Origin of the sequence: Paraburkholderia sp. EG287B, from assembly GCF_040965595.1 — a bacterium.
Lineage (GTDB): Bacteria > Pseudomonadota > Gammaproteobacteria > Burkholderiales > Burkholderiaceae > Paraburkholderia.
Window position 1 is genome coordinate 153,768 of record NZ_JBFRCG010000006.1, and the last position, 25,878, is coordinate 179,645.

The following is a 25,878-nucleotide window of genomic DNA, read 5'->3' on the forward strand; positions in this document are numbered from 1 at the left end:
GCGCACTGCATCCGCTCTGGCTACTGCCTCTCTTTAAATGTGTATATACACTCTTTAGTGTTACGAAACAGGTAAGCGAAATGACCACTCAAACCCAGCATGACCGTCCGATTCTCGTCACGGGTGCGGCAGGCGCAATTGGCGCCGTCGGCCGCAGCATCACCGAAAACCTGCTTGCGAAGGGCCATCGCGTGCGCGCGCTAGTGCGCCGCGAGGACGCGCGCGCCGACGAACTGCGCCGCCTCGGCGCACAGGTCGTGCTCGGCGATCTGACCGATCTCGATTCGATGCACCGCGCCATGGAAGGCGTCTCGCGCCTCTACTTCGGCATGTCGGTGTCGCCCGCGTATCTCGAAGCGACGATCAATACCGCAGCCGTTGCGCGCCATCACGGTGTCGAAGCGTTCGTGAACATGTCGCAGATGACCGTCTCGCAGATGAGCATCACCGAAACCACCGACAGCGTGCAGCAAAAGCAGCACTGGCTCGCCGAGCAGGCGCTCGCCTGGTCGGGCCTGCCCGTCGTCACCGTGCGGCCCACGGTGTTTCTGGAGAGCTTCTTCCTGCTTCTTGCGGCAGAGGGCGTGCGCAAGCACGACGAACTCGTGCTGCCGCTCGGCAAAGGCCGGACCTCGCCGATCTCGTCGCTCGACGTCGCGCGTGCCGTCGCGGAGATCCTCGACAATCCGGCGCCGCATATCGGCCAGGTCTACCACCTCACGGGCCTCGAATCCTGCGATATGGAGCACTATGCGCGCCTCTTCTCCGAGGTGCTGGGCCGCACGATCCGCTACCGCGACGTGCCCGTCGAGGCATGGGCTGCGAAGCTGGGCGAACTCGGGATTACCGCGCACGTCGTCAAGCATCTCGCGGTCATGGCCGAACTGCATGCGCAAGGCCGCTACGACCGCATGACCGACGACCTGCGCAAGCTCACGGGTCAGGCGCCGATCGGCATGCGCGAGTTCGTGACGCGCCATGCTGCGGCATTTGCGAGCGGCGCGGCATCGGCCTGATGCGACGCACGTTTGCGTGCCGGGACATCCGGCGCGAATTCCGTTGGCGAGCGATGCAAAACTGCAGCACATGCGCACGCCAGCACAACTACGCCTGGTATTGCGAAGCATCCATGTGCGCTCTGCCTCCGATACCAGAAAAACGGAGTACCTATGTCTGACGATTCTCTCATCCCGTCGCCGTCGCGCCGCCGCTTCATGGGCGCGACCGCGGCCGCCGTGGCGGCAGCCTCGCTGAGCCAGCTGGCGTTCTCGCAAACCCTGCAGGGCATCACCGAAGTCAAGTCCGCACCGAACGGCGACAAGACCGCGATTCGCCCGCTGCGCGTGCATGTGCCCGAAGCGCAGCTCGTCGATCTGCGACGCCGCATCAAGGCCACGCGCTGGCCCGACAAGGAAACAGTGAACGACGATTCGCAAGGCGTGCCGCTCGCGATGATGCAGGAGGTCGCACGCCACTGGTCGACCGACTATGACTGGCGCCGCTGCGAGGCGAAACTGAACGCACTGCCGAATTACATGACCGAAATCGACGGACTCGATATTCATTTCATTCATGTGCGCTCGAAGCACGAGAATGCGATGCCGCTCATCGTCACGCACGGCTGGCCGGGCTCGGTCATCGAACAGTTCAGGATCATCGACCCGCTGACCAATCCCACGGCTTACGGCGCGAGCGCCTCCGACGCCTTTCATCTGGTGATTCCGTCGCTGCCGGGCTACGGCTTCTCGGCCAGGCCGACCGAGGTCGGGTGGGGTCCCGAGCGGACCGCGCGTGCGTGGGTCGTGCTGATGAAGCGCCTTGGCTACGAGAAGTTCGCGGCGCAAGGCGGCGATCTGGGCGGCATCGTCGCCAACGTGATGGCGAAGCAAGCGCCGCCGGAACTGCTCGGCATTCACGTGAATTTCCCGGCGACGATTCCGCCCGAAATCGCCAAGGCGCTGCAAGCCGGCTCGCCCCCGCCAGCCAGTCTCAGCGACGACGAAAAGCACGCCTACGAGCAGCTCGCGAGCGCAGCCAAATCGCGGCGCGCCTACGCGCTCGAACAGGGCACGCGCCCGCAAACGCTCTATGGGCTCTCGGATTCGCCGATCGCGCTGGCCAGCTGGCTGCTCGATCACGGCGACGGCTATATCCAGCCGGCTGCAGCGCTCACCTCGGCCGTGTACGGGCGCGACGTCAACGGAGAATCGGCGGGCGCGATGACGCGCGACGACGTCCTCGACGACATCACGCTCTACTGGCTGACGAACACGGGCATCTCGGCCGCTCGCTTCTACTGGGAGTCGCACTTCAATTTCCTGGCCGCCGCCGACGTATCGGTGCCGGCCGCGGTGAGCGTCTTCCCACGCGAGAACTATCAGGCGCCGCGCAGCTGGACCGAGCGCGCCTATCACGACCTCATCTACTACAACCGGCCCGACAAGGGCGGCCACTTTGCGGCGTGGGAACAGCCGCAACTGTTCGCACAAGAGGTGCGAGCGGGCCTGCGGCCGCTGCGCCAGTCATAGCGCGAGCCGTCTGTATGGCGCCGGGACGCGACTCCCGGCGCCGACCTGAAACCGAAGGAACAACCGACATGAAATTCAACGACACTGCGCCTGTCTTGGCGCCCGAAAACACGCCGCCGCTCTGGCTGGCGAAACTGGCAGAAAATGCCACGCTGGAAGCGACCGTCCTGAAGCGTCCGATAGAGGGCCGCGCGGATATCCTTGCCGTGATCAGGCATGCCGTTTCTCTCTATGCGTTCCAGCATCACAGTTACAAGGGCAAAATCGGCAACAGCCTCTACCTGGAGTCCTACCGGTCGCAGATCCAGGGACAACCCATCGAAACCGTGGTCGTCGCGCATTTAAACGAGAACGGCGAAACGGACTCGGTCGTCATCAACCATCGGCCGCTCAAGGCAGCGCTGTTGTTTTCGGCCCTGATGTGGGAGCGAGTAGACGAACGATTCCGCGACCACTATCTGAGTGGACCGGAAGCGGCGGCATTGAAGACGACGTAGGTCACGGGGCAGCCGGAGGTGATCGCGTTGATCGAGCGGATGCGCAAAGCGTCCGGAGACACGTCGTCACGATAGGGTGAGAACGTGCAATCGTTCGAGGACGCGCTCATCGACATTCCCGAGATCACGCGCGCGGAGCGTCTGTTCGGCGAACCCGACTACATGCTGCATGTCGTCACGCGGGATCTATTGAGTACGACAAGACACGTGATACGCACGAACTGGAAATCATCAACAGAATGACCGCCACCGTGCGCGCCCGATGGCTGGAAGCACGTGCGTGGTAACCTCCCCGACGGCCGGTCCGCCGCCACCCGTTCGCCCGGCGAGGCACTCCGCACGACCGGCGACGCATCAGGAACCGCACATGAATTCAGGCAAATCAACCAGACGCGCGCTGCCAGGCAAGCGCGAACTCGAAGCGATGTCGGCGTTCCGCTATGACCTGCGCAAGTTTCTGCGGGCTTCCGAAGAGATCGCCAACGCCGCGGGCATCACGACGCTCCAGTACCAGTTGCTGCTGCACGTATGTGGCTTTCCCGACCGCAACTGGGCGACCGTCGGCGAACTCGCGGAGCGCTTGCAGGCGGCGCCGAACGGCACGGCGGCGCTCGTCTCGCGCTGCGAGTCGGCCGGACTCGTGGCGCGCAAGCCCGATCCCGCCGACCGTCGCCAGGTGCAGGTCCATCTCACAGCCAAAGGCGAGATGTTCCTGCTCGAACTCGCGGCCGAGCACAAGGCGGTCTATGGCGCGTTCGGCTGGGTGTTCGACGAGGCCGGGAGCTAGCCCTTCCCGGAGCGGGCCTGTTGGACTGTGGCGGATGAAAAGGCAATTTATGTCACAATGTGCCTTAAATGCCATTTTCTCCGGCTACCCATGCGATTTACGAACATTCTTGATCGGCGCACGCTTGTGCGAAGCCATCGGCGCTGGCGCTATTTCGGCGTGTTCTGGGTCGGCGCCATCGCGACCGGGCTCATCGCGGTCCTGTACGCGCGGCTCATCGACTTCGGTTTCGACCTCTTCGTACAGGTGACCGCCCACTACTGGTGGTTACCCCTTGCCATCACGCCGGCGATCGCCGCGTTCAGCGTCTGGACCACGCGACGCTGGTTTCCGGGTTCCGAGGGCAGCGGCATCCCACAGGTCATCGCGACGCTGCACGACGTGCGCGGACTCGGCCCGCGCCTGCTCACGCTGCGCATCCTGATCGGCAAGATCGCCCTGTCGTTCCTCGCGATCCTCGGCGGATTCACGATTGGCCGCGAAGGGCCGACCATCCACGTGGGCGCCGCGCTGATGTACAGCCTCCGGCGCTTCTATCCCGCGCGGCTGCGCAGCATGTACGGCGTCGGCCTCGAATACAAGCTCGCGCTCGCGGGCGCTGCCGCCGGCCTTTCTGCCGCGTTCAACGCGCCGCTCGCAGGCGTGGTCTTCGCCATCGAAGAACTCACGCGCAGCTTCGAAGCGAAAACCAGCGGCGTCATCATCACGGCCATCATCTTTGCGGGCGTCGTCTCACTCGCGCTGCAAGGCAACTATGTGTATTTCGGGACGATCGCCATCGGCGGCCATTTTCCCGATCTGCTCGCGGTCGCCGTCATTCTCGTTGGCGTGATCACGGGCGTAGCGGGCGGCGTGTTCTGCTGGCTGCTGCTCAATACCGAACGATGGATGCCCTCACGCTTGTTCACTCTCCGAAAGGACAGCCCCGTAGCGTTCGGCGCGCTGTGCGGTTTGTTCATCGCCGTGATCGGCGTGGCGACCGGCGGCCACCTGTTCGGCAGCGGCTATGCGGAAGCGCGCGGCATGCTCGAGGGTCATTCGCAGCTCGGCGTCGCGTATCCCGTGCTGAAAATGGCCTCGATGGTGGGCTCGTATCTGCCGGGCACGCCGGGCGGCCTCTTTGCGCCGTCGCTGGCGATCGGCGCCGGCATCGGCAATGCCCTGCACATGGTGTTCGGGCAGATGCAGTTGCCGATGCTGATCGCGCTCGGCATGGTCGGTTATCTGGCCGCCGTCACGCAGAGCCCGATTACGGCATTCGTCATCGTCATCGAAATGATCGACGGGCATGCGCTCGTGATCTCGTTGATGGCGACGGCGCTCGTGTCGAGCCAGGTTTCCAGGCTGTTCGCGCCGCCGCTGTACGAAGCCCTGGCGCATCGCTATCTGAAGCATTGACGCGCGCTGAGACGTCCGTTCGTCACAACGGACGTCTACCAAAACCCCCATCTATCGTTGCTCGAGCCATTCGCGCTCGCCCGTCCCCGGCAACCGAAAGCGCACTTCACATCGTGAAATACAGCTTGAATTCCCGAAGCGGCGCCATTTCGCTTTATGAAAACATGTTCTACAGCGCAAAAATTGTTCGCTATCTATTTGATAAATAAAGAATAAATAACTCATATGTCTTATATAAGACTTTGCTGCGACGCATCAGGAAGACCCTACAATTGAGCCATGCAGTTCGCTTCGACTTACGTGGCGGCACGCTGAACCATTCATTCAATCGCGCTTTGCTCTTCGGAGACTTAGGAGATACACATGGCTCAATATCAAGACGACATCAAGGCAGTGGCTGGTTTGAAGGAGAAACAAGGCAGCGCCTGGAATGCCATCAATCCCGAATCTGCCGCACGCATGCGGGCCCAGAACAAGTTCAAGACGGGCCTCGACATCGCGAAGTACACGGCGAAGATCATGCGCGCCGACATGGCCGCCTACGACGCCGATCCGTCGAAGTACACGCAGTCGCTGGGTTGCTGGCACGGCTTCATTGGCCAGCAGAAGATGATCTCCATTAAGAAGCACTTCAACAGCACCGAGCGCCGCTACCTTTACCTGTCCGGCTGGATGGTGGCCGCGCTGCGCTCCGAGTTCGGCCCGCTGCCGGACCAGTCGATGCACGAGAAGACCTCCGTCAGCGCGCTGATCCGCGAGCTGTACACCTTCCTGCGCCAGGCCGACGCCCGTGAACTGGGCGGCCTGTTCCGCCAGCTGGACGCAGCTGTTGGCCCGGCCAAGGCCGCCATCCAGGAGAAGATCGACAACCACGTCACCCACGTCGTGCCGATCATCGCCGACATCGACGCGGGCTTCGGCAACGCGGAAGCCACCTACCTGCTCGCCAAGCAGTTCATCGAAGCGGGCGCATGCTGCATCCAGATCGAAAACCAGGTGTCCGACGAGAAGCAGTGCGGCCACCAGGACGGCAAGGTCACCGTGCCGCACGAGGACTTCCTGGCCAAGGTCCGCGCGATCCGCTACGCCTTCCTGGAACTGGGCGTGGACGACGGCATCATCGTGTGCCGCACCGACTCGCTGGGCGCCGGCCTGACCAAGCAGATCGCCGTGACCCACACGCCGGGCGACCTGGGCGACCAGTACAACTCGTTCCTCGACTGCGACGAAATCGCGGCCGACGCACTGGGCAACGGTGACGTCGTCATCAAGCGCGACGGCAAGCTGCTGCGTCCGAAGCGCCTGCCGAGCAACCTGTTCCAGTTCCGCGCCGGCACGGGCGAGGCGCGTTGCGTGCTGGACTGCATCACCTCGCTGCAAAACGGTGCTGACCTGCTGTGGATCGAAACCGAAAAACCGCATATCGCCCAGATCGCCGGCATGGTCAACGAGATTCGCAAGGTCATCCCGAACGCCAAGCTGGTGTACAACAACAGCCCGTCGTTCAACTGGACGCTGAACTTCCGCCAGCAGGCGTATGACGCGATGAAGGCCGCGGGCAAGGATGTGTCGGCATACGACCGCGCCCAGCTGATGAGCGTGGAGTACGACGAGAGCGAACTGGCGAAGGCCGCCGACGAAAAGATCCGCACCTTCCAGTCCGATGCGTCGCGCGAAGCCGGCATCTTCCATCACCTGATTACGCTGCCGACGTATCACACCGCTGCGCTGTCGACCGACAACCTCGCCCGCGAATACTTCGGCGACCAGGGCATGCTCGGTTATGTGGCTGGCGTGCAGCGCAAGGAAATCCGCCAGGGCATCGCCTGCGTCAAGCACCAGAACATGTCCGGCTCGGATATCGGCGACGACCACAAGGAGTATTTCAGCGGCGAAGCGGCGCTGAAGGCGGCGGGTAAAGACAACACGATGAATCAGTTCTGATAGTCGTCAGCCCCCATGTACAACGCCAATCCTTTCGGGTTGGCGTTTTTTTATGCGTCGAGATCGCTCGTGCAGCGGCCTGTCACGCCGCACTGTGCTTCCACGACCTGAACAGATCGAGTAGCACCCTGACCTGGCGGCTCAAGGTCACGTCACGATGCCATACCGCGCCCACGTCCATGGTCGGCACTGCAACACTCAGGTCCCTGCGGCTGATGCGGTTGCCTTCCAGCGACCACGGCCGATAAACGAGATCCGAAAGAATGGTCACGCCCTCGCCCAACGCGACGAGACTGCGCACCGCCTCGATCGACGTGCTCTGCATGCGCACGCGCGGCGAGACGCCATACTTTCCCCAGTAACGCGCGACCGTCTGCACGTGCTCGTCCATGTCGAGCAAAAGATAGTTCTCCTGCGCGACGTCTTCGAGCGTCACGCGCTGCGCTTCGAGCAACGGATGATCGGGCGGGGTCCACAACCGGCGCGGTGAACGGATCATGGTTTCGCACTTCAGGTCGTCGTGCAGCGCGGTGTTGGAGACGAGCAGCAGCGCCATGTCCAGTTCGCCGTCGAGCAACTGGCGTTCGATGGTTTCGCGCTCGCGCTCGATGACCTCCACCTGCAGATTGCGGAAGCGCCGCGTGACGGTCGACATCAACGACGGCAACAGATACGCGGAAATCGTCTCCGTCATGCCGATACACACCCGCCCCGAAATCTGCTCCGGCACCTCCTGCGCCGCGAGCACGGCCTCCTGCACCGACTGTTGCGCCTGCTGCACGTGCCGCATGAATCGCACACCCGCATCGGTGAGGCGCACTCCCTTGGCATGGCGCGACAAAAGCGGCACGCCAACCGCGTCCTCGAGGTTTTGCAGCGCGATGGTCATCGACGACTGCGACACGTTGCAAAGATTCGACGAATGCGAAATCTGCCCGGTGTCGGCGACGGATAAAAAGTACTCGATCTGGCGCAGGGTGATCTGGCGCGGCATAGGAAACGCCCGAATGTGAGGTATTGAAAAACTCTATATTGCCGGATCAAAAATATGAATTTGGCATCGTTTCTGGTTTCGTAGCATAGCCCTATCGAACCCGGAGAAGAGATGGAAGTACAGGAAAAAAAGGGCTATTGCACGCTTTGCCGCTCGCGCTGCGGCACGATCAACATCGTGCGCGGCGATCAGTTGACGGAAGTGCGCCCCGACCGCGAGCACCCGACAGGCCACGCGATGTGCCTGAAGGGCAAGTCCGCGCCGGAACTCGTGCATAGCCCGCACCGCGTGCTTCATCCGATGCGCCGCACCGCGCCGAAGGGTGCCGGCGATCCGGGCTGGGTGCGCATCGGCTGGGACGAGGCGCTCGACGAAATCGCCGCGAAGCTCGACAGGCTGCGCCGCGAGCACGGCGCGGAATCGGTCGCATTCGGCGTGACGACGCCCAGCGGCACACCGATGAGCGACAGCATCGACTGGGTCGAACGCTTCATCTGGTCCTACGGCAGCCCCAACATCTGCTACGCGACGGAAATCTGCAACTGGCACAAGGACGTCGCGCATGCGTTCACGTTCGGCTGCGGGATTCCGGTTGCCGACTACCGGCACGCCGAAGTCATGCTCCTGTGGGGCACGAACCCCGCCAACACGTGGCTCGCGCAGGCCGACGCGATCGCGGCGGGACGCCGGAATGGCGCGAAGCTGATCGTCGCCGATCCGCGTCCGACCGCCCTCGCGCGTGAGGCCGATGTCTGGCTGCGCGTGCGTCCCGGCACCGACGCCGCGCTGGCGATGGGCATCGCGCGCCACATCATCGACACGCGCGCCTATGACGACACGTTCGTGCGCACATGGACCAATGCGCCTCTGCTGGTAAGACGCGACAACGGGCAGTTTCTGCGCGAGCGCGATATCGAACCCCGCGCGCCCGCGAATCGTTACGTCGTATGGAACGCGACGCGCGGCCGTGCGCAAGCGCTCGGCGAGGACGCGCACACGACGCCCGACGACCTGGCGCTCGACGGCCTGTACACAGTCGCCACCTATGCATGCGAACCGGCATTCGCCTGCTACTGGCGCGCGCTCGATGACTTCACGCCCGAGCGCGTCGAAGCCATCACCGGCGTCGCTCCCGATGCGCTCGAACGCGCCGCCGCGCTGCTCGCGCCGGGTCGGCGCATCGCGTATCACGCGTGGTCGGGCGTCGGCCAGCACACCAATGCGACGCAAACCGAGCGCGCCATCGCCACGCTCTACGCGCTGACGGGCGCCTTCGACACGTGCGGCTCGAATCGCGAGTTCGTCAAGCAACCGGCCAATGCCGTGAGCACCTACGCGCTCTGTGCGCCGCAGCAGCGCGCCAAGGCGCTCGGCCTCGGCGAACGCCCGCTCGGTCCGCCCGCGCAAGGCTGGATCACGGCGCGGGACATGTACCGTGCGATGCTCGAAGGCGAACCGTACAAGGTGCGTGCACTGTTCGCGTTCGGCACCAATCCGCTCGTCTCGCAGCCCGATGCCGAAGCCGCGCACGCCGCGCTGAGTCAGCTCGAATTTCACGTGCATTGCGACCTCTACGAAACCCCGTCGTCGCGCTACGCGGACATCTTTCTGCCGATCAACACGCCGTGGGAACGCGAGGGCTTGCGCATCGGCTTTGAAATCGACGAGCGCGCGGTGGAACTCGTGCAACTGCGACAACGCATGGTGACCCCGCGTGGCGAAAGCCGCGCCGACTACGACGTCGTGTTCGCGCTCGCGACGCGTCTCGGCATGGGCGACGCGTTCTTCGGCGGCAGCATCGAAGCGGGATGGAATCACATGCTCGCCCCGCTCGGTCTCGATGTGGCGACGTTGCGCGCGCATCCCGAAGGCATTTCGCGCCCGCTCGAACAACGCGAGAAGCAATACGCGCTGCCGATGCACGACGGTCCGCGCGGCTTTCGCACCGAAACGCTGCGTGTGGAGCTGTATTCGGAGAAGCTGTTGCGGCACGGCTACCCGCCGGTGCCGGCTTACGTGCCGCCCGCTGGCCTCGCAAAGGAAGCGCGCGACCCGGCCTGGCCCTACGTGCTCACCTCGACCAAGAATGGCTATTACTGTCACAGCCAGCATCGCGGCGTGACGCGGCTGCGCAAGCGCGCGCCATATCCGCTGGTCGAATTGAGCGCGGCGCTCGCGGCCAGCAAGGGCATCGAGAACGACGACTGGGTGGTGTTGCGTACCATGCACGGCTCGGCGCGTTTCGTCGCGCGTATCGAGAACGCCCTCGCCGATGACGTGCTCGTCGCCGAATACGGCTGGTGGCAGGCATGCGACGAACTCGGCATGCAAGGCTTCGATGCGCGCGGCAAGCTCAACAGCAACTTCAGCAATCTGGTGTCGGGCAGGCAATACGATCCGCTGTCCGGCTCCATGCCGATGCGAGCGCTCGCCTGCGATTTGCAGCGCGACCCGTCGTTCGAACGCAAGCGGCGTGCGTGGAACGGCTGGCGCGACTTCGTCGTGACGAAGCTCGCCGACGAAGCCGAAGGCGTGCGCACCGTGACGTTCGCCGCTCGAGACGAAGGCACCCTGCCCGACTATCTGCCGGGACAGCACGTGAGCGTGCACGTCGCAAAGCTTGGCGAACGCGGCACCACACGCGCCTATTCGCTCGTTGGCCATGCGAAGGAACGCGGCCGGCGCACCTACACGATCTCTGTACGCCATCATCCGCAAGGCGCGATGTCGAGCCACATCCATCGCGAACTCGCCGTGGGCGACGCAGTGGCCTTGCGCGCGCCCAGCGGCACCTTCGTGCTGCCGATGCGTTCGCGCCAGCCCGTGGTGATGTTCGCGGGCGGCATCGGCATCACGCCGTTCATTTCGTATCTGGAGTCGCTCGCGCGCGATGCCGCGACGAAGCAGCGCCCCGAAGTGCGGCTCTTCTATGCGAACCGTCACGGCGCGGCGCATGCATTCAAACAGCGCATCGCGGCCTTACGTGAAGAATGGCCCGCATTGCGCGTGTCCGACTGCTATGCGCATCCGCGTCCGGGACTCGACATGGCCGGCATCGACTACGACCGCGCCGGTTATCTCGACGCCTCCGTGATCGACGACGATCTGGTCCGGCGCCGCGCGCGCTTCTACCTGTGCGGCCCCGAGCAGATGATGACGTCCATCATCGACGGGCTCGTCGCGCGCGGCGTACCCGCGTTCGACATCTTCAAGGAAGCGTTCCGCTCACCGCCGCAGCCGCGCGCCGATGCATCGCAGGTGTTCTCGGTGACCTTCGCACGCTCCGGCAAAACCGCGCGATGGACGCCGGCGCAAGGCAGCCTGCTCACGTTAGCCGAAAGCATCGGCGTGTCCTTGCCGAGTGGCTGCCGCGTCGGTCAGTGCGAAAGCTGCGCGGTGCGTATCGCCCAGGGCGCCACCGATCACCTTGCGGGCAACGCGCCCGAGGAAGCCGACATGTGTTTCGCATGCCAGGCGATTCCGCTATCGGACCTTGTCGTCGAAGCATGACGACTCACCCATACCAACACACCCGCAAACACGCTCGAGGAGAAACAGCATCATGGAACAGGTCACACAGGCAAAGCCGCTACCGTCCGGTCCGGGCGCGGGCAACACGATGGAACGCACGGCCGCATGCGTTACCCGCTGGGCCGAACGCTGGTTTCCCGATGCGTATATTTTCGCGGCGATCGCCGTGGTCGTCGTCGCGCTGGGCGCACTGGCGATCGGCGCGCCGCTGCAGCGCGTGGGCATCGCGTTCGGCGACGGCTTCTGGAGCCTCATCCCCTTCACGATGCAGATGGCCGTCGTCGCGATCTCGGGCTACGTGGTCGCCGTGTCGCCGCCCGCGTCGAAGATGATCGCGCGGCTCGCGCACCTGCCGCGGACCGCGCGCGGCGCGGTGATGTTCGTCGCGTTCGTGAGCATCGCCACGTCGCTGTTCAACTGGGCGATCAGCCTCGTGTTCAGCGGCCTGCTGGTGCGCGCGCTCGCCCGCCGCGCCGACCTGCGCATGGACTATCGCGCAGCGGGTGCGGCGGCCTATCTCGGCATGGGCGCGACCTGGGCGCTCGGCCTCAGCTCGGCGGCCGCGCAGTTACAGGCGAACGCCGACAGCCTGCCAAAAACACTGCTCGCGATCACCGGCGTGATCCCATTCTCCGAAACGATCTTCCTGCCGCAGTCGATGTTGATCGTCGCGGCGCTCACCATCGTGTCACTCGCGATCGCGGGTCTGGCCGCGCCGGTCGGCGAGCGTGCGCGCACGGCGCAGGATCTTGGCGTATCGCTCGACGACATCGAAATAAACGTGGAGAAGCCCGCACGCCCCGGCGAATGGCTCGAATACAGCCCGCTCGTGACGATCCTGATCGTGCTGCTCGGCATCGTGTGGATCGGCCATGAGTTCACGACGAAGAACCCGCTGCTCGCGATCTCGAACCTCAACACCTACAACTTCGTCTTCATCCTGCTCGGCATGCTGCTCAACTGGCGTCCGCGCCGCTTCCTGAACGCGGTCGCGAAGTCCGTGCCGTCGACAGCAGGCGTGCTGATCCAGTTTCCGCTCTACGGCGGCATCGCATACATCCTCACCAAAGCTGCGGCGCCCGGCGGCCTGCCTTTGTCGGAGCATCTCGCGCACTTCTTTGTCGCGATCTCGTCGCAAGCTTCGTTTCCCGCCGTGATGGGTGTGTACTCCGCGATCCTTGGCTTCTTCGTGCCGTCTGGCGGCGGCAAGTGGATCATCGAAGCGCCCTACGTGATCGAAGCGGCGAAGTCCCTGCAAGTGCATCTCGGCTGGGCCGTGCAGGTCTACAACGCGGCCGAGGCGTTGCCCAACCTCATCAACCCGTTCTGGATGCTGCCGCTCCTCGGCGTGCTTGGACTGCGCGCGAAGGACGTAGTCGGCTTCACGTTCACGCAGCTCATCGTGCATATCCCGCTCGTGGTGTTCATGCTGTGGGCGCTCGCGCCGACCCTGACCTACCACGCGCCCGTCATGCCCTGAAGGACATCACATGGAAAATCCGCACATGAAGATTCTGGATTCGACTGTCACACGTGAGGCGCTGCCCTTTCCCGAACTGATCGACGCATTGCGCGAAATGTTCATCGAAGGCTGTCATGTACCGCTTCGCCATAACCACAAGATCGCGACTGCGAGCGACGAAGGCACCGTGCTCATCATGCCTGCGTGGCAGGACGGGCGTTATCTCGGCATCAAGACCGTCAACGTGTTTCCCGGCAATGCAGCGCGCGGCCTGCCGGGCCTGCATTCGACCTATGTGCTTTACGACGCCCGTACCGGCGCGCCGCTTGCGCAACTCGACGGCAACGAAATCACGTCGCGCCGCACGGCCGCGGCGTCGGCGCTGGCGGCGAGCTATCTCGCGCGCAAGACGGCATCGCGCATGACGCTGCTCGGCGCGGGCCGCGTGGGCAGTCTCGTGCCGCAAGCGTATCGCGCCGTGCTACCGATTCGCGAAGTCGATGTCTGGGATGCCGTTCCCGCCGCATCGGAACGTCTCGTCGCACGTCTGAACGGACTCGGCTTCCATGCGCGCGTCGTCGACAATCTGCCGGAAAGCGTGGCGCGCGCCGATGTCGTCACCAGTGCGACGCTCGCCACCGAGCCGGTCGTGCGTGGCGAATGGCTCGCGCCGGGCTCGCATCTCGACCTCATCGGCAGCTTTACGCCCGCGATGCGCGAAGCCGACGACGCGTGCTTCATGAACGCGACGCTGTTTGTCGATACAGCGGAAGCGTTCCAGAAATCCGGCGATCTGCTGGGTCCACTGCAGCGGCACGTCGTCACCGATCCGCAACGTTGGCCGACGCTGGAAGCGCTGTGCCGGGGGCAGGCGCCGGGCCGCACCAACGACACGGAACGCACCGTGTTCAAGGCAGTGGGCACGGCGCTCGAAGACCTGGCGGCAGCGGCGCTGGTCTATGAGCGACGCGGGGACACCGCCGTATCGCACGAATAACCCAGCCGCAGGAACGAAGAATGCGACTCCGGAGGGGGATTCAACCACCGGAGCGCACAATCATGTCCCATCGACTCAAAACAGGCGATCGCGTCACGTGGAACACCCCGGAGGGCATGGCGACAGGCACGGTCGTCCGCCGGATCATCAGGGATACGGAACTGGAAGGTCACACTGTCGCCGCGTCGAAGGACGACCCGTATTACGAGGTCGAAAGCGAGAAAGACGGTCAGCACGCGGTGCAACCCGCCGACGGACTGGAGAAGGTGCACAAGCACTGATCGGCGCGGAATCACACGGTCGAATTCGTCGGCCGGGGGCCTGACCTCTTTGAGGGACAGGCTCGCTGTTCCCTGATACAACTCGAAACGTTCTGTGCACGATGAGTCGGTAAACTTCTCGTGCGGGCAAGCCGATGGCTTGCCGAAGCGCACCGCTGCTACCCTCATCACCCTTTCCCCGGCGCGCGGCCGTATGCCACCGCCGGGGAATATGACCTGGAACGTATTGTGGACGACCGATTCGACCGACGCGAACTGTTGCTGCACCTCGGAGATGTTCTCGAAGCGATGCGTAACGTCGGCGCGACTCAACCCTTTTCGCCCGTTGCGCTCCTTGCGTCGCGCGAGCCTTCCCTGCAGGCGTTGCCCTTTCTGCAGCAGATGTCGCCTCGCTTGCGCGCGAGAGATTTTCTTGAACGGGCCGCAAGTGCCTACGCGAGCTGGCCAAGGGCGCTCCTGGAAACCGAACTCGATCGAATCGAGCTTGCCTCGACGGTGCAGCGCGAACTCTTCGCGGACGATCCGCAAGGTTGGGCATCGTACGCCGCCTGGGTCAGGCAGAAGGTCAGCTGGTTCGGACTCGAGCTCGACGAGACAGCCCAGGCCTCGACACGGGTGAACGATCGTGACGACGGGAACGGCGGAACGAAACCTGCACCTGCGATGAGGACGGGCTGGCCGTGGAAGCCGATCGAGTGAGCTACGCTCCCCGCAAGGGGCATCGGACGCCGAAGTCAGTTCAGGCCAACGCCCGAAATTGAGCTGGCAAGGGTTCCTCCACCGGCATAAACCCTGGATGAATTCCTCAATCCTGCGCCTTGACAGGCGTTTTTCTTCGCCCGATACTTTGTCCGTACAAAGTGACAATCACCGAACAAAGTCGGATGAAACCGGAGACGCAGGCAATGGACGTAAAACGAGAGCAGATTGGCGAAACGCGCCGTATCCGCGCCAGCTACGGGCGCTATCTGGAAGACTTCGAAATCGGGGACATTTACGAGCACCGGCCGGGTCGCACGATCACGGAGGCCGACAACATTCATTTTTCGCTGCTGACGATGAACTTTCATCCCATGCATTGCGACGCCGCTCATGCCGCAAAGAGCGAATTCGGCCAATTGCTCGTCAATAGCGGCCTGACTGTGGCCATCGTGCTCGGCATGACGGTCAACGACGTGAGCGGCAAGGCCATTGCGAATCTCGGCTGGAAGGAAATCAATCTCACGGCTCCCGTGTTTTGCGGCGACACGCTTTATGCGGAGTCCGAAGTGCTCGAGAAGCGCGAGTCGCGTTCCCGTCCCACCCAAGGCATCGTCACCGTGCATACGCGTGCGTTCAACCAGAACGGCGTGCGGGTGATGGACTTCGTGCGCAGTGCACTGATTCCGAAGCGTGGGCACGGAGTCGGTGACTGAATTCACTGGGTAGCTGCGATCGCAGGGGGATTGGCATGTCGAATGAAAGTCTCACGCAGTTCAACGCCGGCGCGCAAGCGTGGGCGGAGCACTTCGGCGCCGCGCCGCTCACCGTCGCCCACGCCGCTACGCTAGTGGAGGCGGCACACGCTACGGTACGGGCGGTCGCCGATGCGGCGCAATTGCTCGACTGGATCGAAGCCGACGCCTTCGCGCAAACGCTGCAACAGACGGAGCCCGGACATGCGCGCTGAGGTATTCCCGCTTCCGACGCAAACCTGCGAGCAGCGCACGGCGCACGCGCTGCGCGAAGCGGCGCAAGCGGGTGAGCGTGGAGGCTTTGTCCGGCTGCGCGAGGCGGCCGCATTGGCGCAAGCGCGCGCCGTCGACACGCAACGCGAAGAAGGCCTGCAGGCAGGCCGGTTGAACGGCGCGCCGCTTGCGCATAAGGACATGTTCTTCCGTGCGGGAGAGCTGAGCGAGTGCGGCAGCCGCATCCTGGCGGGGCATCGTGCCTCCTATACGGCTACCGTGCTCCAACGCCTGGACGCGGCAGGCGCAACCGACCTCGGCGCCTTGCATATGGCCGAGTTCGCGATGAGCCCCACCGGCTTCAACGCGCACCTGGGCCACGGCCGCAATGCATGGTCCGACGCGCATGTGAGCGGCGGTTCGTCCAGCGGCAGCGGCATTGCGGTGTCGCGCGGCCTCGTGGCGGGCGCGTTGGGCTCCGATACGGGCGGCTCGGTACGCATTCCGGCGGCGGTGAACGGCGTCACGGGCATCAAGCCCACGCAACATGCCATTTCGACGCGAGGCGTGATGCCGCTTTCGCCGAGTCTGGACTGTGTTGGCGTCCTTGCGCGCACGGCGCAGGACGCTGCCTCCCTGCTGCAAGCAATCTGGGGGGCCGATTCGCTCGATCCGCATTGCCTTGCGACCGGGAGGCGCGATTTCGAAGGCGCGATCGAGCGGCCACTGACGCCCGACGACATCATCGCCGTACCCGCATTCGACGACGACGCTCCCGTTTCGGGAGAGGTGCGTGCGGCTGTCTTGCGCATGGCCGATGCGTTCGCGTCATGCGGCGCAACGATCCGCAAGGTCGACTTGCCGGACCTGCGCGAAACGGGCGCGCTAGCGACGCTGGTGCTCGGCGCGGAGGCCACGTCCATTCAGGCCAAATGGCTGCGCGAGCGCCGCGGCGACTATGGCGAGCAGGTGCTGCGCCGCCTCGAACGCGGTCTGCTGTATCCGGCCACGCGCTATGTCGATGCGCTGCGCTTACGTGCACCCCTTATGGCGCAGTTCGTCGAGCGCTATCTCGGCGGTGCGCAAGCCTTGTTGTTGCCCGCCCTCCCCTACGCGGTGCCCACCATCGAAGAGACTCTCGAAGGTGACGCCAGTGAAATCAAGCGGCGCTTCGGCAATTTTTCGTACTGGACGCGCGGCATCAACTATCTGGGCTTGCCCGGCATGAGCGTGCCTGCGGGCAAGAGTGAAAACGGGATGCCGGTTGGCGTGCAACTCATTGGGCGGGCGTGGAGCGAGGATGTGTTGCTGCGTCTCGCGCATCAGTTGCAGCGCAACACCGACTGGCATTTGCCTTCCATACTCTCGCATCGATCACGCGTGGCCTGAAACCGTCCCGCATATTGGAAGTCAATTCGGCAGTGAAGCAACATACAGGATAACTAATCGTGTAGTGCCATTTGGCATCGCATCACGCCGGCCCAGACTGGCAGATGCCGCATCGTTCAGGAGACAATCGCATGAACGCTTCGTCCGTCAACGCAGGCGCCCGGCTAGACCGGCTGCCGCTCGCGCGCTTTCACTGGAGAATTCTCGGGCTGATCAGCGGCGGCGCCGTGCTCGACGCCTTTGACGTCTATCTTGCGGCGGGTGTGCTTGCCGCCATGGTGAAGTCGGGTTTTTCTACGCTCGCGACCAACGCCGCGTTCATTTCGGCGACATTCTTTGGCATGCTCATCGGTTCGGCGCTCGCCGGGTGGGTAGGCGACCGCTTCGGCCGGCGCGCATCGTATCAGATCAATCTCGCCGTATTCGGCGTTGCGTCGCTGTTCGCGTGCTTTGCGCCGAACATCGAAACGCTGATCGTGCTGCGATTCCTGATGGGCCTCGGACTCGGCGCCGAACTCGTCGTTGCCGCGGGCACGCTGTGCGAATTCGTGCCGCCAGCGTTTCGCGGCCGCTGGATATCCCTCATGGGCCTCGTGATCAACTCCGGGCTGCTGATCGCCACAAGCGTGGGCTATCTGGTGATTCCGCACCTCGGCTGGCGCTGGATGTTCGCCATCGCAGGCGCGGGCGCGCTCGTCATCTGGATCATGCGCAAACGCATGCCGGAGTCGCCGCGCTGGCTCGAATCGGTGGGACGCACGGCCGAAGCCGAAGCCACACTCGCTGAAATCGAAGCGCAAGTGGAACGCGAAACCGGCAAGCTGCCACCCGTGCTCGGCATGCAGCCCGTCACGCCGCGCCAGTTGCCGCTTTCGGTCCTGTTCTCGCGCCCGGTGGTGGGCCGCACGCTGGTTGCGGCACTGGTGTGCGTGGCGGTCAACGTTTCGGTGTATGGCTTCATTGCCTGGCTGCCCACGTTCTTCGTCAAGCAGGGCCTGACAGTCGTGCAATCGCTCGGCTTCGTCACGCTCATGGCGTTCGGCGCGCCGGGCGGTGCGTTGGTCGGCTACCTGCTCGGAGATCGTCTTGGCCGGCAACGCGGGCTGATCGTGTTCTCGCTCGCGACCATCGTTCTCGGCTTTATTTATCCGCAGATGCGTGATCCAGTTGCGATCTCGGTCACGGGCTTCGCGCTCGTCACGTCGATCTACACCTTCGTCACGCTAGGCCTCTACGGCTATATCCCCGAGTTGTTCCCAACGGCGTTCCGCCTGCGCGGCACGGGTTTCGCGGGCGTATGCGGCCGCGCCGCTTCGATGAGCACACCCTACGCGGCAGTCGCGCTGTTCCAGAACTTCGGCGTTTCGGGCGTACTCGCCATGGTGATCGGCATCCTGAGTCTCCTGATCGTCGCACTGCTGGTGCTGCGTGTGGAGACGAGCGGCCAGTCGCTCGAAGAAATCGGCACGGTGGTCGAAGAGGACGTCACGGGCATGGCAGCCGCGGAACACGCTGACCGCTGAACTCACCAGCCGGCGGCACGAAGGCGGCCGGCGCAGACACAGGAGATGACATGAGCCCACAGGTTCTACGCGAAGACGATCAGAAAACGGACACAGTGGCGGGCGGCATTTCGGGCCAGCTTGCGAAGTTCGCGCTCGAGCTGAAGCTCGAGGCGGTGCCCAAAGCCGTGCGCGAGCGGGCCAAGCACTTGCTGCTCGACGCGATCGGTCTTGCGTATGCCGCGCACGCCACCGATTTCGCGCGCGTCACGATGGACGGCCTCTCGGTGCTCGGCAAGGGTGACGCGACGGTGATCGGCCATGGCCGCGCCCTCACGGCGCGCGACGCCATGGTGATGAACGGCGTGCTGGCGCACGGCCTCGATTTTGACGATACCCATTCGCGTGGGGTGATACACGCCACTGCGAGCCTTCTGCCCTGCGTATTCGGCGTGACGGATGGACGGCCGCTCGACGGCGCGCAAACGCTCGCCGCCTATATCGCGGGCATGGAGGCCGCGACGCGTATCGGCTCAGTAGCGCAAAGCGGCTTCCATCAGGTCGGTTTTCATCCGACTGGCGTGGTCGGCATCTTCGGATGCGCACTGGCGGCGGCGCGTTTGCTAGGCCTTACGCGCCAGCAGGCCCAGATGGCGCAAGGCATCGCGCTTTCCATGGCGAGCGGCAGCCTCGAATTCCTCCAGGACGGCGCATGGACCAAGCGTATGCATCCGGGCTGGGCGGCGCAGTCAGCGTTTACGGCGGCCGCACTCGCGTCGCGCGGGTATGTCGGCGCATCGGCGCCTTATGAGGGGCGCTTCGGCCTCTTTTCCAGCTATCTAGGCGAGCAGCGCGGCAACGCCGATCTGTCACTCGCCACCGTTGGGCTCGGCGAGAAATGGGAAATCGAGGAGGTCGCCATCAAGCCCGTTCCGGCCTGCCATTTCACGCACGCATTCGCCGACGCAGGGTCCGCGCTGCATCATGAATGGCAGGAGCGCGGTTATCGGCTGACCGAACTGATCGACAGAATTGGACGCATTCGCGTGAAGGTGCCCGAGGGCGTCGTGAAGGTGGTGTGCGAGCCAGTGGCGAACAAGCGCCGTCCGGCCAACGCGTACGACGCGCAATTCAGCGTGCCTTACGTCACAGCGAGCGCCCTGGTGAAGGGGCGCTTCACGCTCGACGAACTGGAACCCTCGGCACTGCGCGACGATGCCGTGCTGGCGCTCGCGGCCAAGGTCGAATACGAAATCGATCCCGACAGCACGTTTCCGCGCCACTACACCGGCGAGGTATGCCTCGAGCTGACGAGCGGCGAAACGCTCTCGCACCGTGAGGCCGTTCACCGCGGCAGCGCCGGCCGGCCGCTCAGCAACGAGGAGATCGTCGCGAAGTATCGTGCGAATGCGTGCCGCGCGCTGCCCGGCGCTCGCGTGGAGAAGATTCGCGAAACCGTGCTCGCGCTCGACACGTTGCCGCCCGGCGCCTGGCACGCAGTGCTTGGCGAGGCGGTTTAAAACACAGCGCAAACCAGATCAATTCGTAGTTCGGAGAAGTGATATGTCTCAAGTGGAAGACAACGTGCTGGATCAGGGCGAAGACGACACGCTGATCCTCGACATGCTGGACCGTTTCCTGAAGACCGAGGTGAAGCCCTATGTGCACGCGCTCGAAAAGGCCGACGAATATCCGGCCGAGATCGTCGAGCAAATGAAGGAAATGGGCTTGTTTGGATGCCTGATCGATCCCGCGTACGGCGGCCTCGGTCTCTCTGCGCGAACCTATGCGCGCATCGTGGAGCGCATGTCGGCGGTGTGGATGTCGCTGAGCGGGATCGTCAATTCGCATCTGATCATGGCGATGACGGTGCAGCGCAACGGCACGCAAGAGCAAAAGGCGCAGTTCCTGCCGCGTTTCGCCACGGGCGAGTTGCGCGGCGGCATTGGCCTCACCGAGCCCGATTGTGGTACCGACTTGCAGGCGATCCGCACGACCGCCAGGCTCGAAGGCGACCACTACGTGGTGAATGGCGCGAAGACGTGGATCACCAACAGCCTCTATGGCAATTGCCTCGTGCTGCTCGTGAAAACCGACCTGGCCGCGCAGCCCCGGCACAAAGGCATGAGCCTGCTGATCGCCGAGAAAGGACCGGGCTTCGAAGTGAGCCGCAAGCTCGAAAAACTCGGCTACAAGGGCATCGACACTTGTGAACTCAATTTCGACGGCTACCGCGTGCCGGCCGATCGCTTGATCGGTGGCGCGCCAGGCCGCGGTCTGCAGCAAATACTTGGCGGCCTCGAACTGGGACGCATCAACGTAGCCGCGCGTGGCCTTGGCATCGCGGTCGCCGCGCTCGATGCTTCGGTGGCGTACAGCCAGATGCGCAAGACGTTCGGCAAACCGATCTGCGAGCATCAGGCGATTCAACTGAAGCTCGGTGAAATGGCCACACGTGTTCACGCGGCGCGCCTGCTCGTCGATGCGGCGGCACAGGCTTACGATCGCGGCGAGCGCTGCGACATGGAAGCCGGCATGGCGAAGTATTTCGCTACGGAAGCGGGCGTGGAGAACAGCACGGAGGCGATGCGCATACACGGCGCGTACGGCTATTCGAAGGAATTCGATATCGAGCGCCTGTATCGCGACGCGCCATTGCTCGTGATCGGAGAAGGTACGAACGAACTACAGCGCATCATCATCGCCAAACAGCTGATCGAAAGGAGCCCGGTATGAGCCTGCCACTTTCTGGACTCCGCATCATTGCCGTCGAGCAGTACGGCGCGGGGCCGTTCGCCACCCAGCATCTCGCCGATCTCGGCGCGGACGTGATCAAGATCGAAAACGCGAAAGACGGGGGCGACGTCGGCCGTGCGGTTGGCCCGCACTATTTCGGCCCCGGCGACAGCCATTTTTATGAGGCGTTCAATCGCAACAAGCGCAGCATGGCGCTGGACCTCAAAAGCCGCGAGGGCAAGGAAATATTGCTCAAGCTGGTGGAAAAGGCCGACGCCGTGTTCGACAACCTGCGCGGCGATCTGCCCGCCAGCCTCGGGCTCGATTACGCCGCCCTTTCGCGCGCCAATCCCGCCATCGTCTGCGCACATCTCTCCGCATATGGGCGCACCGGGTCGCGCAAGGCGTGGCCGGGCTACGATTATCTGATGCAGGCCGAAGCGGGCTATCTCTCGCTGACCGGCGAGCCCGACGGCCCGCCTGCGCGTTTCGGCCTCTCGATCATCGACCTGATGACGGGCACCACGGCGGCGATGGCACTGCTCGCGGGCATCGTCGAGGCGCGCCAGAGCGGGCGCGGCCGCGACGTGGACGTGAGCCTCTTTGACGTCGCGCTGCACAACCTCGCCTATGTGGCGACCTGGTATCTCAACGGCGGCCATATGACGAAGCGGGAGCCGCGTTCGAGCCACCCGTCGCTCACACCCAGCGAGCTCTACCGCACGCGTGACGGCTGGATTTTCCTCATGTGCAACAAGGAGAAGTTCTGGGGCGTGCTCGCAAACGTGGTGGGCAAGCCAGAATGGATCGACGACCCGGAGCTGTGCAACTACGCGGCGCGCCTGAAGCATCGCAACCGCGTGCGCCGCGAACTGGACGACGTGCTCATGAGCGCCGACACGTCAACGTGGATGGAGCGCTTCGCGGGCAAGGTGCCGGCCGCGCCCGTGTACGACGTGGCGCAGGCGCTCGAGAACCCGTTCGTGGCCGAGCAGGCGCGCGTGGTGGCATTCGAGCACCCCGAGCACGGGCCGATCAAGGGCGTGGCTTCGCCGGTGCGTATCGACGAAGATTTGCCCATGCGCGCCGCGCCGCGCATGGGCGAGCACACCGATGAGGTACTGCGCGAGGCCGGTTTCGAGGACGACACGATCGCTTGGCTACGCCGGCAAGCTGTGGTGCAATGACAGGATTGCTCTTGCCTCCGGCCCGGCCGGTTCACCGTATGACACCCTTGCTGAATCAGCAGCCGCGTTATCTACAACTGGCGCAGACGCTCATCAACGAGATCCGCAGCGGACGCTACACCGTGGGCGCATTTTTGCCCACGGAATTCGACCTCTGCGAGCAGTTCGGCGCGAGCCGGCACACCGTACGCGAAGCCGTGCGCCGACTCGTGCAGATGGGGCTCGTCGACCGGCAGCCGGGCGTGGGCACGCGCGTGCTCGCTCGCGAGGCAGTGAGCGGCTATCAGCAGGTCATGCGCCAACTGAACGACCTGCACCAGTACACGGCCGACACGGAATTGACGCTGCTCCATAGCGATCTCGTCGAGGTGGACGACGCGCTCGCAAAGGTGCTGCGTGCGAGTCACGGCGAGATCTGGCTGCATCTCGAAGGCGTGCGCAGAAGCGAAAACGAGACCGATCCGATCTGCGTCAGCGACATTTACATTCACCCCGCGTTTCGCGCGGTGGAAGTCGAGGGGCATGCCCATACGCCGATCTACGCGCTGATCGAGCAGCAGTTTGGCGAACAGATTGCGGCGGTACAGCAGGAAATCCGCGCAACGCTCGTCACGGCCGACCAGGCGCGTCTGCTCAACACGCAGGCCCGTTCGCCGGCCCTATGGATTTGCCGGCGCTATCTGAACCGGCGCGACGAAGTCGTGGAAGCGGCGATCAGCATCCACCCGTCCGAGCGCTTCAGTTATCTGGAAACATTTCAGCGCGACTGGCGCGCGACCTGAAGGCGCGTCCGTTGCGCGGACGATCTTCACGGACGAGCGCGCCCGCGCAGAGGACACACAATGAAAGCGGCAAGCAGCTATCTCTTCGTGCCCGGCGAGCGTGCCGAGCGATTCGACAAGGCACTCGCGAGCGGCGCCGGCCGCGTGATTTTCGATCTCGAAGACGCGGTGCTGCCCGAGGCGAAAGCGCTGGCGCGAGACACGCTGCACGACTGGCTCGAACGGCATGGCGTCGATGCTCGCGTGCTGGTGCGCGTGAACGGCGTGCAAACGCCCTGGCATGACGACGACTTGCGCCTCGCGGCGTTGCCAGGCGTGGCTGGCATCATGTTGCCGAAGGCCGAGCGCGCCAGCGACCTCGCCCACATTCGCGCCGCATTGCGCGAATCACAGGCGCTCTACGCGCTGATCGAAACGGTCGATGCCGTCGTGCGGTTGCGCGAGATTGCGGCGGTGGCCGGGCTTACGCGCCTCGCGTTCGGCTCATTCGACTTTTGCGCCGACGCCGGCATGGGCGACGACCGCGCGGCGTTGGATCCGGTGCGCACGCAACTGGTGATCGAGTCCCGCCATGCAAGACTGCCCGCCCCGGTGGACGGTGTGACGCTCGACCTTGGCAGCGAATCGGCACTCGAGGAAGACGTGCGCCACGCCCGAATGTTTGGCATGGGCGCAAAGCTCTGCATCCATCCGCGCCAGGTGGAAGCGGTCAACCGCGGCTTTTTGCCAACCGAAGCCGACTGTGCGTGGGCACGGCGCGTGCTCGACGCCGTGGCAAAGAGCGGCGCGGGCGCGATCGCCGTAGACGGCAAGCTGGTCGATCGCCCCATAGTCGAGCGGGCAAAGGCGATCGTCGCGCAGTTCGACTGACGGTTCAGCCGCGTTCGTTAAACTGATCGCACGCGAGACCCCACCACCCCGAGGAGTTACACCCATGCCGCTCGCCACCGCTACTGCCAGCCTCGCCGCCGACGCGCCCAACTACGTCGTCGCCATCGAGGCTGGCCGCCACCCGCTGACCGGCGACGAAGGCCCGCACGAGGGCGGCCAGGACCGCGGCCCCGCGCCATTCGCGTTCGTGCTCTCCGGGCTCGCAGCGTGCACGGCCGCCACGCTGCGCATGTACATGCAGCGCAAGACCTGGCCAGCCGCCGCGATCGCCGTCGAGGTCAGCCTGCATGCGGATCACGACGGAACCCAGTACATCCGCCGCGGCGTTGCAGTCGGCGGACCGCTCGAGGAAGCGCGGCGCGCGCGCCTGGCCGAAATCTGCGAAAAAACGCCAGTCACACTCTTCATCAAACGCGGCACGCGCATCGACACGACCTTGCGCATTGGATGAATTTCATGGATCAATCTGGCGACTTCATCGTACGCACCATGTCGGCCGACGAGGTGGCCCTGTCGGTAGAATGGGCAGCCGCAGAGGGCTGGAACCCCGGGTGGCACGACCCGCGCTGCTTCCGTGAAGCGGACCCGGACGGTTTCTTCGTCGGCCTCTGGCGCGGCGAGCCGGTCGCGTGCCTGTGCGCGATTGCCTACGACGACCGCTTTGGCTTCATCGGTCTCTACATCGTGAAACCCGGATTTCGCGGCAAGGGCTTCGGCATGCGAATCTGGCAGCACGGCATGCGTTACCTGGGAGACCGTAACATTGGTCTCGACGGCGTCGTCGCCCAACAGGCGAACTACGGCAAGTCCGGATTCCGGCTCGCGTACCGCAACATCCGCTATCAGGGGCGCGTGAGCGGCATCGGGTGCGCGTGTGCGGGGCCAGCCGCGGACGTGCCGTTCGAGCAGTTGCTTGCCTACGATCGCGCCTGTTTTCCCGCGGCGCGCGAGCGTTTCCTCCGCGCCTGGATCGCGCAGCCGGATGCCGTCGCGCTCGCTACCGTCGACGCGGGCCGCGTCGCCGGCTATGGCGTCGTGCGGCGCTGCGAGGCGGGCTGCAAGATCGGCCCGCTCTTCGCCAACGATGCGGACGTTGCCACGGGCCTCTTGCGCGCGCTGGCGGCGAGCATGCCGGGCGAGGTCATGGTGCTCGACGTACCGGAAACGAACCCTGCGGCCGTCGCGCTGGCGGAACGGCACGGTATGACGAGCGTGTTCGAAACCGCGAGGATGTACACGAAAAACGCGCCCGCGATTGCGATCGATCGCGTGTTCGGGGTGACGTCGTTCGAGCTGGGTTGATCG

At 64.4% G+C, this 25,878-nt stretch carries 24 protein-coding genes; 23 read left to right on the plus strand and 1 reads right to left on the minus strand.

The window, feature by feature from the left end; translation table 11 throughout:
- The first annotated feature begins 80 nt into the window (after positions 1 to 80).
- From AB4Y40_RS12190 to AB4Y40_RS12220, 7 genes are all read left to right on the plus strand, one after another.
- The gene (locus AB4Y40_RS12190) at positions 81 to 1,016 is read left to right on the plus strand and encodes an NAD(P)H-binding protein (protein WP_368687880.1); all 936 of its coding nucleotides are present in this window, start codon (positions 81 to 83) and stop codon (positions 1,014 to 1,016) included.
- A gap of 153 nt (positions 1,017 to 1,169) precedes the next feature.
- Positions 1,170 to 2,528 (plus strand): epoxide hydrolase family protein, encoded by a 1,359-nt coding sequence (locus AB4Y40_RS12195; protein ID WP_368687881.1) that lies wholly within the window; start codon positions 1,170 to 1,172, stop codon positions 2,526 to 2,528.
- Between the two features lie 68 nt (positions 2,529 to 2,596).
- Positions 2,597 to 3,025: a hypothetical protein gene (locus tag AB4Y40_RS12200; RefSeq protein WP_368687882.1), complete on the plus strand. Its 429-nt coding sequence runs from the start codon at positions 2,597 to 2,599 to the stop codon at positions 3,023 to 3,025.
- Between the two features lie 84 nt (positions 3,026 to 3,109).
- Positions 3,110 to 3,268, plus strand: coding sequence for an Lrp/AsnC ligand binding domain-containing protein (locus AB4Y40_RS12205; RefSeq protein ID WP_368687883.1), 159 nt, complete (start codon positions 3,110 to 3,112; stop codon positions 3,266 to 3,268).
- A gap of 124 nt (positions 3,269 to 3,392) precedes the next feature.
- On the plus strand, positions 3,393 to 3,812 hold the full coding sequence (locus tag AB4Y40_RS12210; RefSeq protein ID WP_368687884.1) for a MarR family winged helix-turn-helix transcriptional regulator: 420 nt from the start codon (positions 3,393 to 3,395) through the stop codon (positions 3,810 to 3,812).
- Between the two features lie 90 nt (positions 3,813 to 3,902).
- Positions 3,903 to 5,210 (plus strand): chloride channel protein, encoded by a 1,308-nt coding sequence (locus AB4Y40_RS12215; RefSeq protein ID WP_368687885.1) that lies wholly within the window; start codon positions 3,903 to 3,905, stop codon positions 5,208 to 5,210.
- A gap of 363 nt (positions 5,211 to 5,573) precedes the next feature.
- Complete coding sequence (locus tag AB4Y40_RS12220; RefSeq protein WP_368687886.1) at positions 5,574 to 7,154, plus strand: isocitrate lyase; 1,581 nt, start codon at positions 5,574 to 5,576, stop codon at positions 7,152 to 7,154.
- A gap of 82 nt (positions 7,155 to 7,236) precedes the next feature.
- Here AB4Y40_RS12220 and AB4Y40_RS12225 read toward each other — a convergent pair whose 3' ends face one another.
- Positions 7,237 to 8,148: a LysR family transcriptional regulator gene (locus AB4Y40_RS12225; protein WP_368687887.1), complete on the minus strand. Its 912-nt coding sequence runs from the start codon at positions 8,146 to 8,148 to the stop codon at positions 7,237 to 7,239.
- 111 nt (positions 8,149 to 8,259) lie between these two features.
- On the opposite strand from AB4Y40_RS12225, the gene AB4Y40_RS12230 reads away from it, so the two are divergent.
- The 16 genes from AB4Y40_RS12230 (at position 8,260) to AB4Y40_RS12305 (ending at position 25,875) form a co-directional block, all read left to right on the plus strand.
- Positions 8,260 to 11,658, plus strand: a complete 3,399-nt coding sequence (locus tag AB4Y40_RS12230) for a molybdopterin-dependent oxidoreductase (RefSeq protein WP_368687888.1) — start codon at positions 8,260 to 8,262, stop codon at positions 11,656 to 11,658.
- A gap of 52 nt (positions 11,659 to 11,710) precedes the next feature.
- A complete protein-coding gene (locus tag AB4Y40_RS12235; RefSeq protein WP_368687889.1) occupies positions 11,711 to 13,159 on the plus strand; it encodes a short-chain fatty acid transporter in 1,449 nt (482 codons plus the stop codon).
- A gap of 25 nt (positions 13,160 to 13,184) precedes the next feature.
- Positions 13,185 to 14,138: an ornithine cyclodeaminase family protein gene (locus tag AB4Y40_RS12240; RefSeq protein ID WP_368688087.1), complete on the plus strand. Its 954-nt coding sequence runs from the start codon at positions 13,185 to 13,187 to the stop codon at positions 14,136 to 14,138.
- A gap of 62 nt (positions 14,139 to 14,200) precedes the next feature.
- Positions 14,201 to 14,419, plus strand: coding sequence for a DUF2945 domain-containing protein (locus AB4Y40_RS12245; RefSeq protein WP_342921677.1), 219 nt, complete (start codon positions 14,201 to 14,203; stop codon positions 14,417 to 14,419).
- Positions 14,420 to 14,647: 228 nt separating this feature from the next.
- On the plus strand, positions 14,648 to 15,118 hold the full coding sequence (locus AB4Y40_RS12250) for a hypothetical protein (RefSeq protein ID WP_368687890.1): 471 nt from the start codon (positions 14,648 to 14,650) through the stop codon (positions 15,116 to 15,118).
- Between the two features lie 206 nt (positions 15,119 to 15,324).
- Positions 15,325 to 15,834: a MaoC family dehydratase gene (locus tag AB4Y40_RS12255; RefSeq protein ID WP_368687891.1), complete on the plus strand. Its 510-nt coding sequence runs from the start codon at positions 15,325 to 15,327 to the stop codon at positions 15,832 to 15,834.
- Between the two features lie 35 nt (positions 15,835 to 15,869).
- Complete coding sequence (locus tag AB4Y40_RS12260; protein WP_368687892.1) at positions 15,870 to 16,088, plus strand: hypothetical protein; 219 nt, start codon at positions 15,870 to 15,872, stop codon at positions 16,086 to 16,088.
- Positions 16,078 to 17,475 (plus strand): amidase, encoded by a 1,398-nt coding sequence (locus AB4Y40_RS12265; RefSeq protein WP_368687893.1) that lies wholly within the window; start codon positions 16,078 to 16,080, stop codon positions 17,473 to 17,475. The genes AB4Y40_RS12260 and AB4Y40_RS12265 overlap by 11 nt, the downstream gene beginning before the upstream one ends.
- Positions 17,476 to 17,606: 131 nt before the next feature.
- Positions 17,607 to 18,998, plus strand: coding sequence for an MFS transporter (locus AB4Y40_RS12270; protein ID WP_368687894.1), 1,392 nt, complete (start codon positions 17,607 to 17,609; stop codon positions 18,996 to 18,998).
- A 50-nt stretch (positions 18,999 to 19,048) separates the two neighbouring features.
- Positions 19,049 to 20,497 (plus strand): MmgE/PrpD family protein, encoded by a 1,449-nt coding sequence (locus AB4Y40_RS12275; protein ID WP_368687895.1) that lies wholly within the window; start codon positions 19,049 to 19,051, stop codon positions 20,495 to 20,497.
- A gap of 43 nt (positions 20,498 to 20,540) precedes the next feature.
- Positions 20,541 to 21,713 (plus strand): acyl-CoA dehydrogenase family protein, encoded by a 1,173-nt coding sequence (locus AB4Y40_RS12280; RefSeq protein WP_368687896.1) that lies wholly within the window; start codon positions 20,541 to 20,543, stop codon positions 21,711 to 21,713.
- Positions 21,710 to 22,900, plus strand: a complete 1,191-nt coding sequence (locus tag AB4Y40_RS12285) for a CaiB/BaiF CoA transferase family protein (protein WP_368687897.1) — start codon at positions 21,710 to 21,712, stop codon at positions 22,898 to 22,900. Before AB4Y40_RS12280 ends, AB4Y40_RS12285 begins: the two co-directional genes overlap by 4 nt.
- Positions 22,901 to 22,938: 38 nt before the next feature.
- Positions 22,939 to 23,682: a GntR family transcriptional regulator gene (locus AB4Y40_RS12290; protein ID WP_368687898.1), complete on the plus strand. Its 744-nt coding sequence runs from the start codon at positions 22,939 to 22,941 to the stop codon at positions 23,680 to 23,682.
- Between the two features lie 60 nt (positions 23,683 to 23,742).
- Positions 23,743 to 24,552, plus strand: a complete 810-nt coding sequence (locus AB4Y40_RS12295) for a CoA ester lyase (RefSeq protein ID WP_368687899.1) — start codon at positions 23,743 to 23,745, stop codon at positions 24,550 to 24,552.
- Between the two features lie 64 nt (positions 24,553 to 24,616).
- Positions 24,617 to 25,024, plus strand: coding sequence for an OsmC family protein (locus tag AB4Y40_RS12300; RefSeq protein ID WP_368687900.1), 408 nt, complete (start codon positions 24,617 to 24,619; stop codon positions 25,022 to 25,024).
- 5 nt (positions 25,025 to 25,029) lie between these two features.
- Positions 25,030 to 25,875 (plus strand): GNAT family N-acetyltransferase, encoded by an 846-nt coding sequence (locus tag AB4Y40_RS12305; protein WP_368687901.1) that lies wholly within the window; start codon positions 25,030 to 25,032, stop codon positions 25,873 to 25,875.
- Positions 25,876 to 25,878 lie beyond the last annotated feature (3 nt).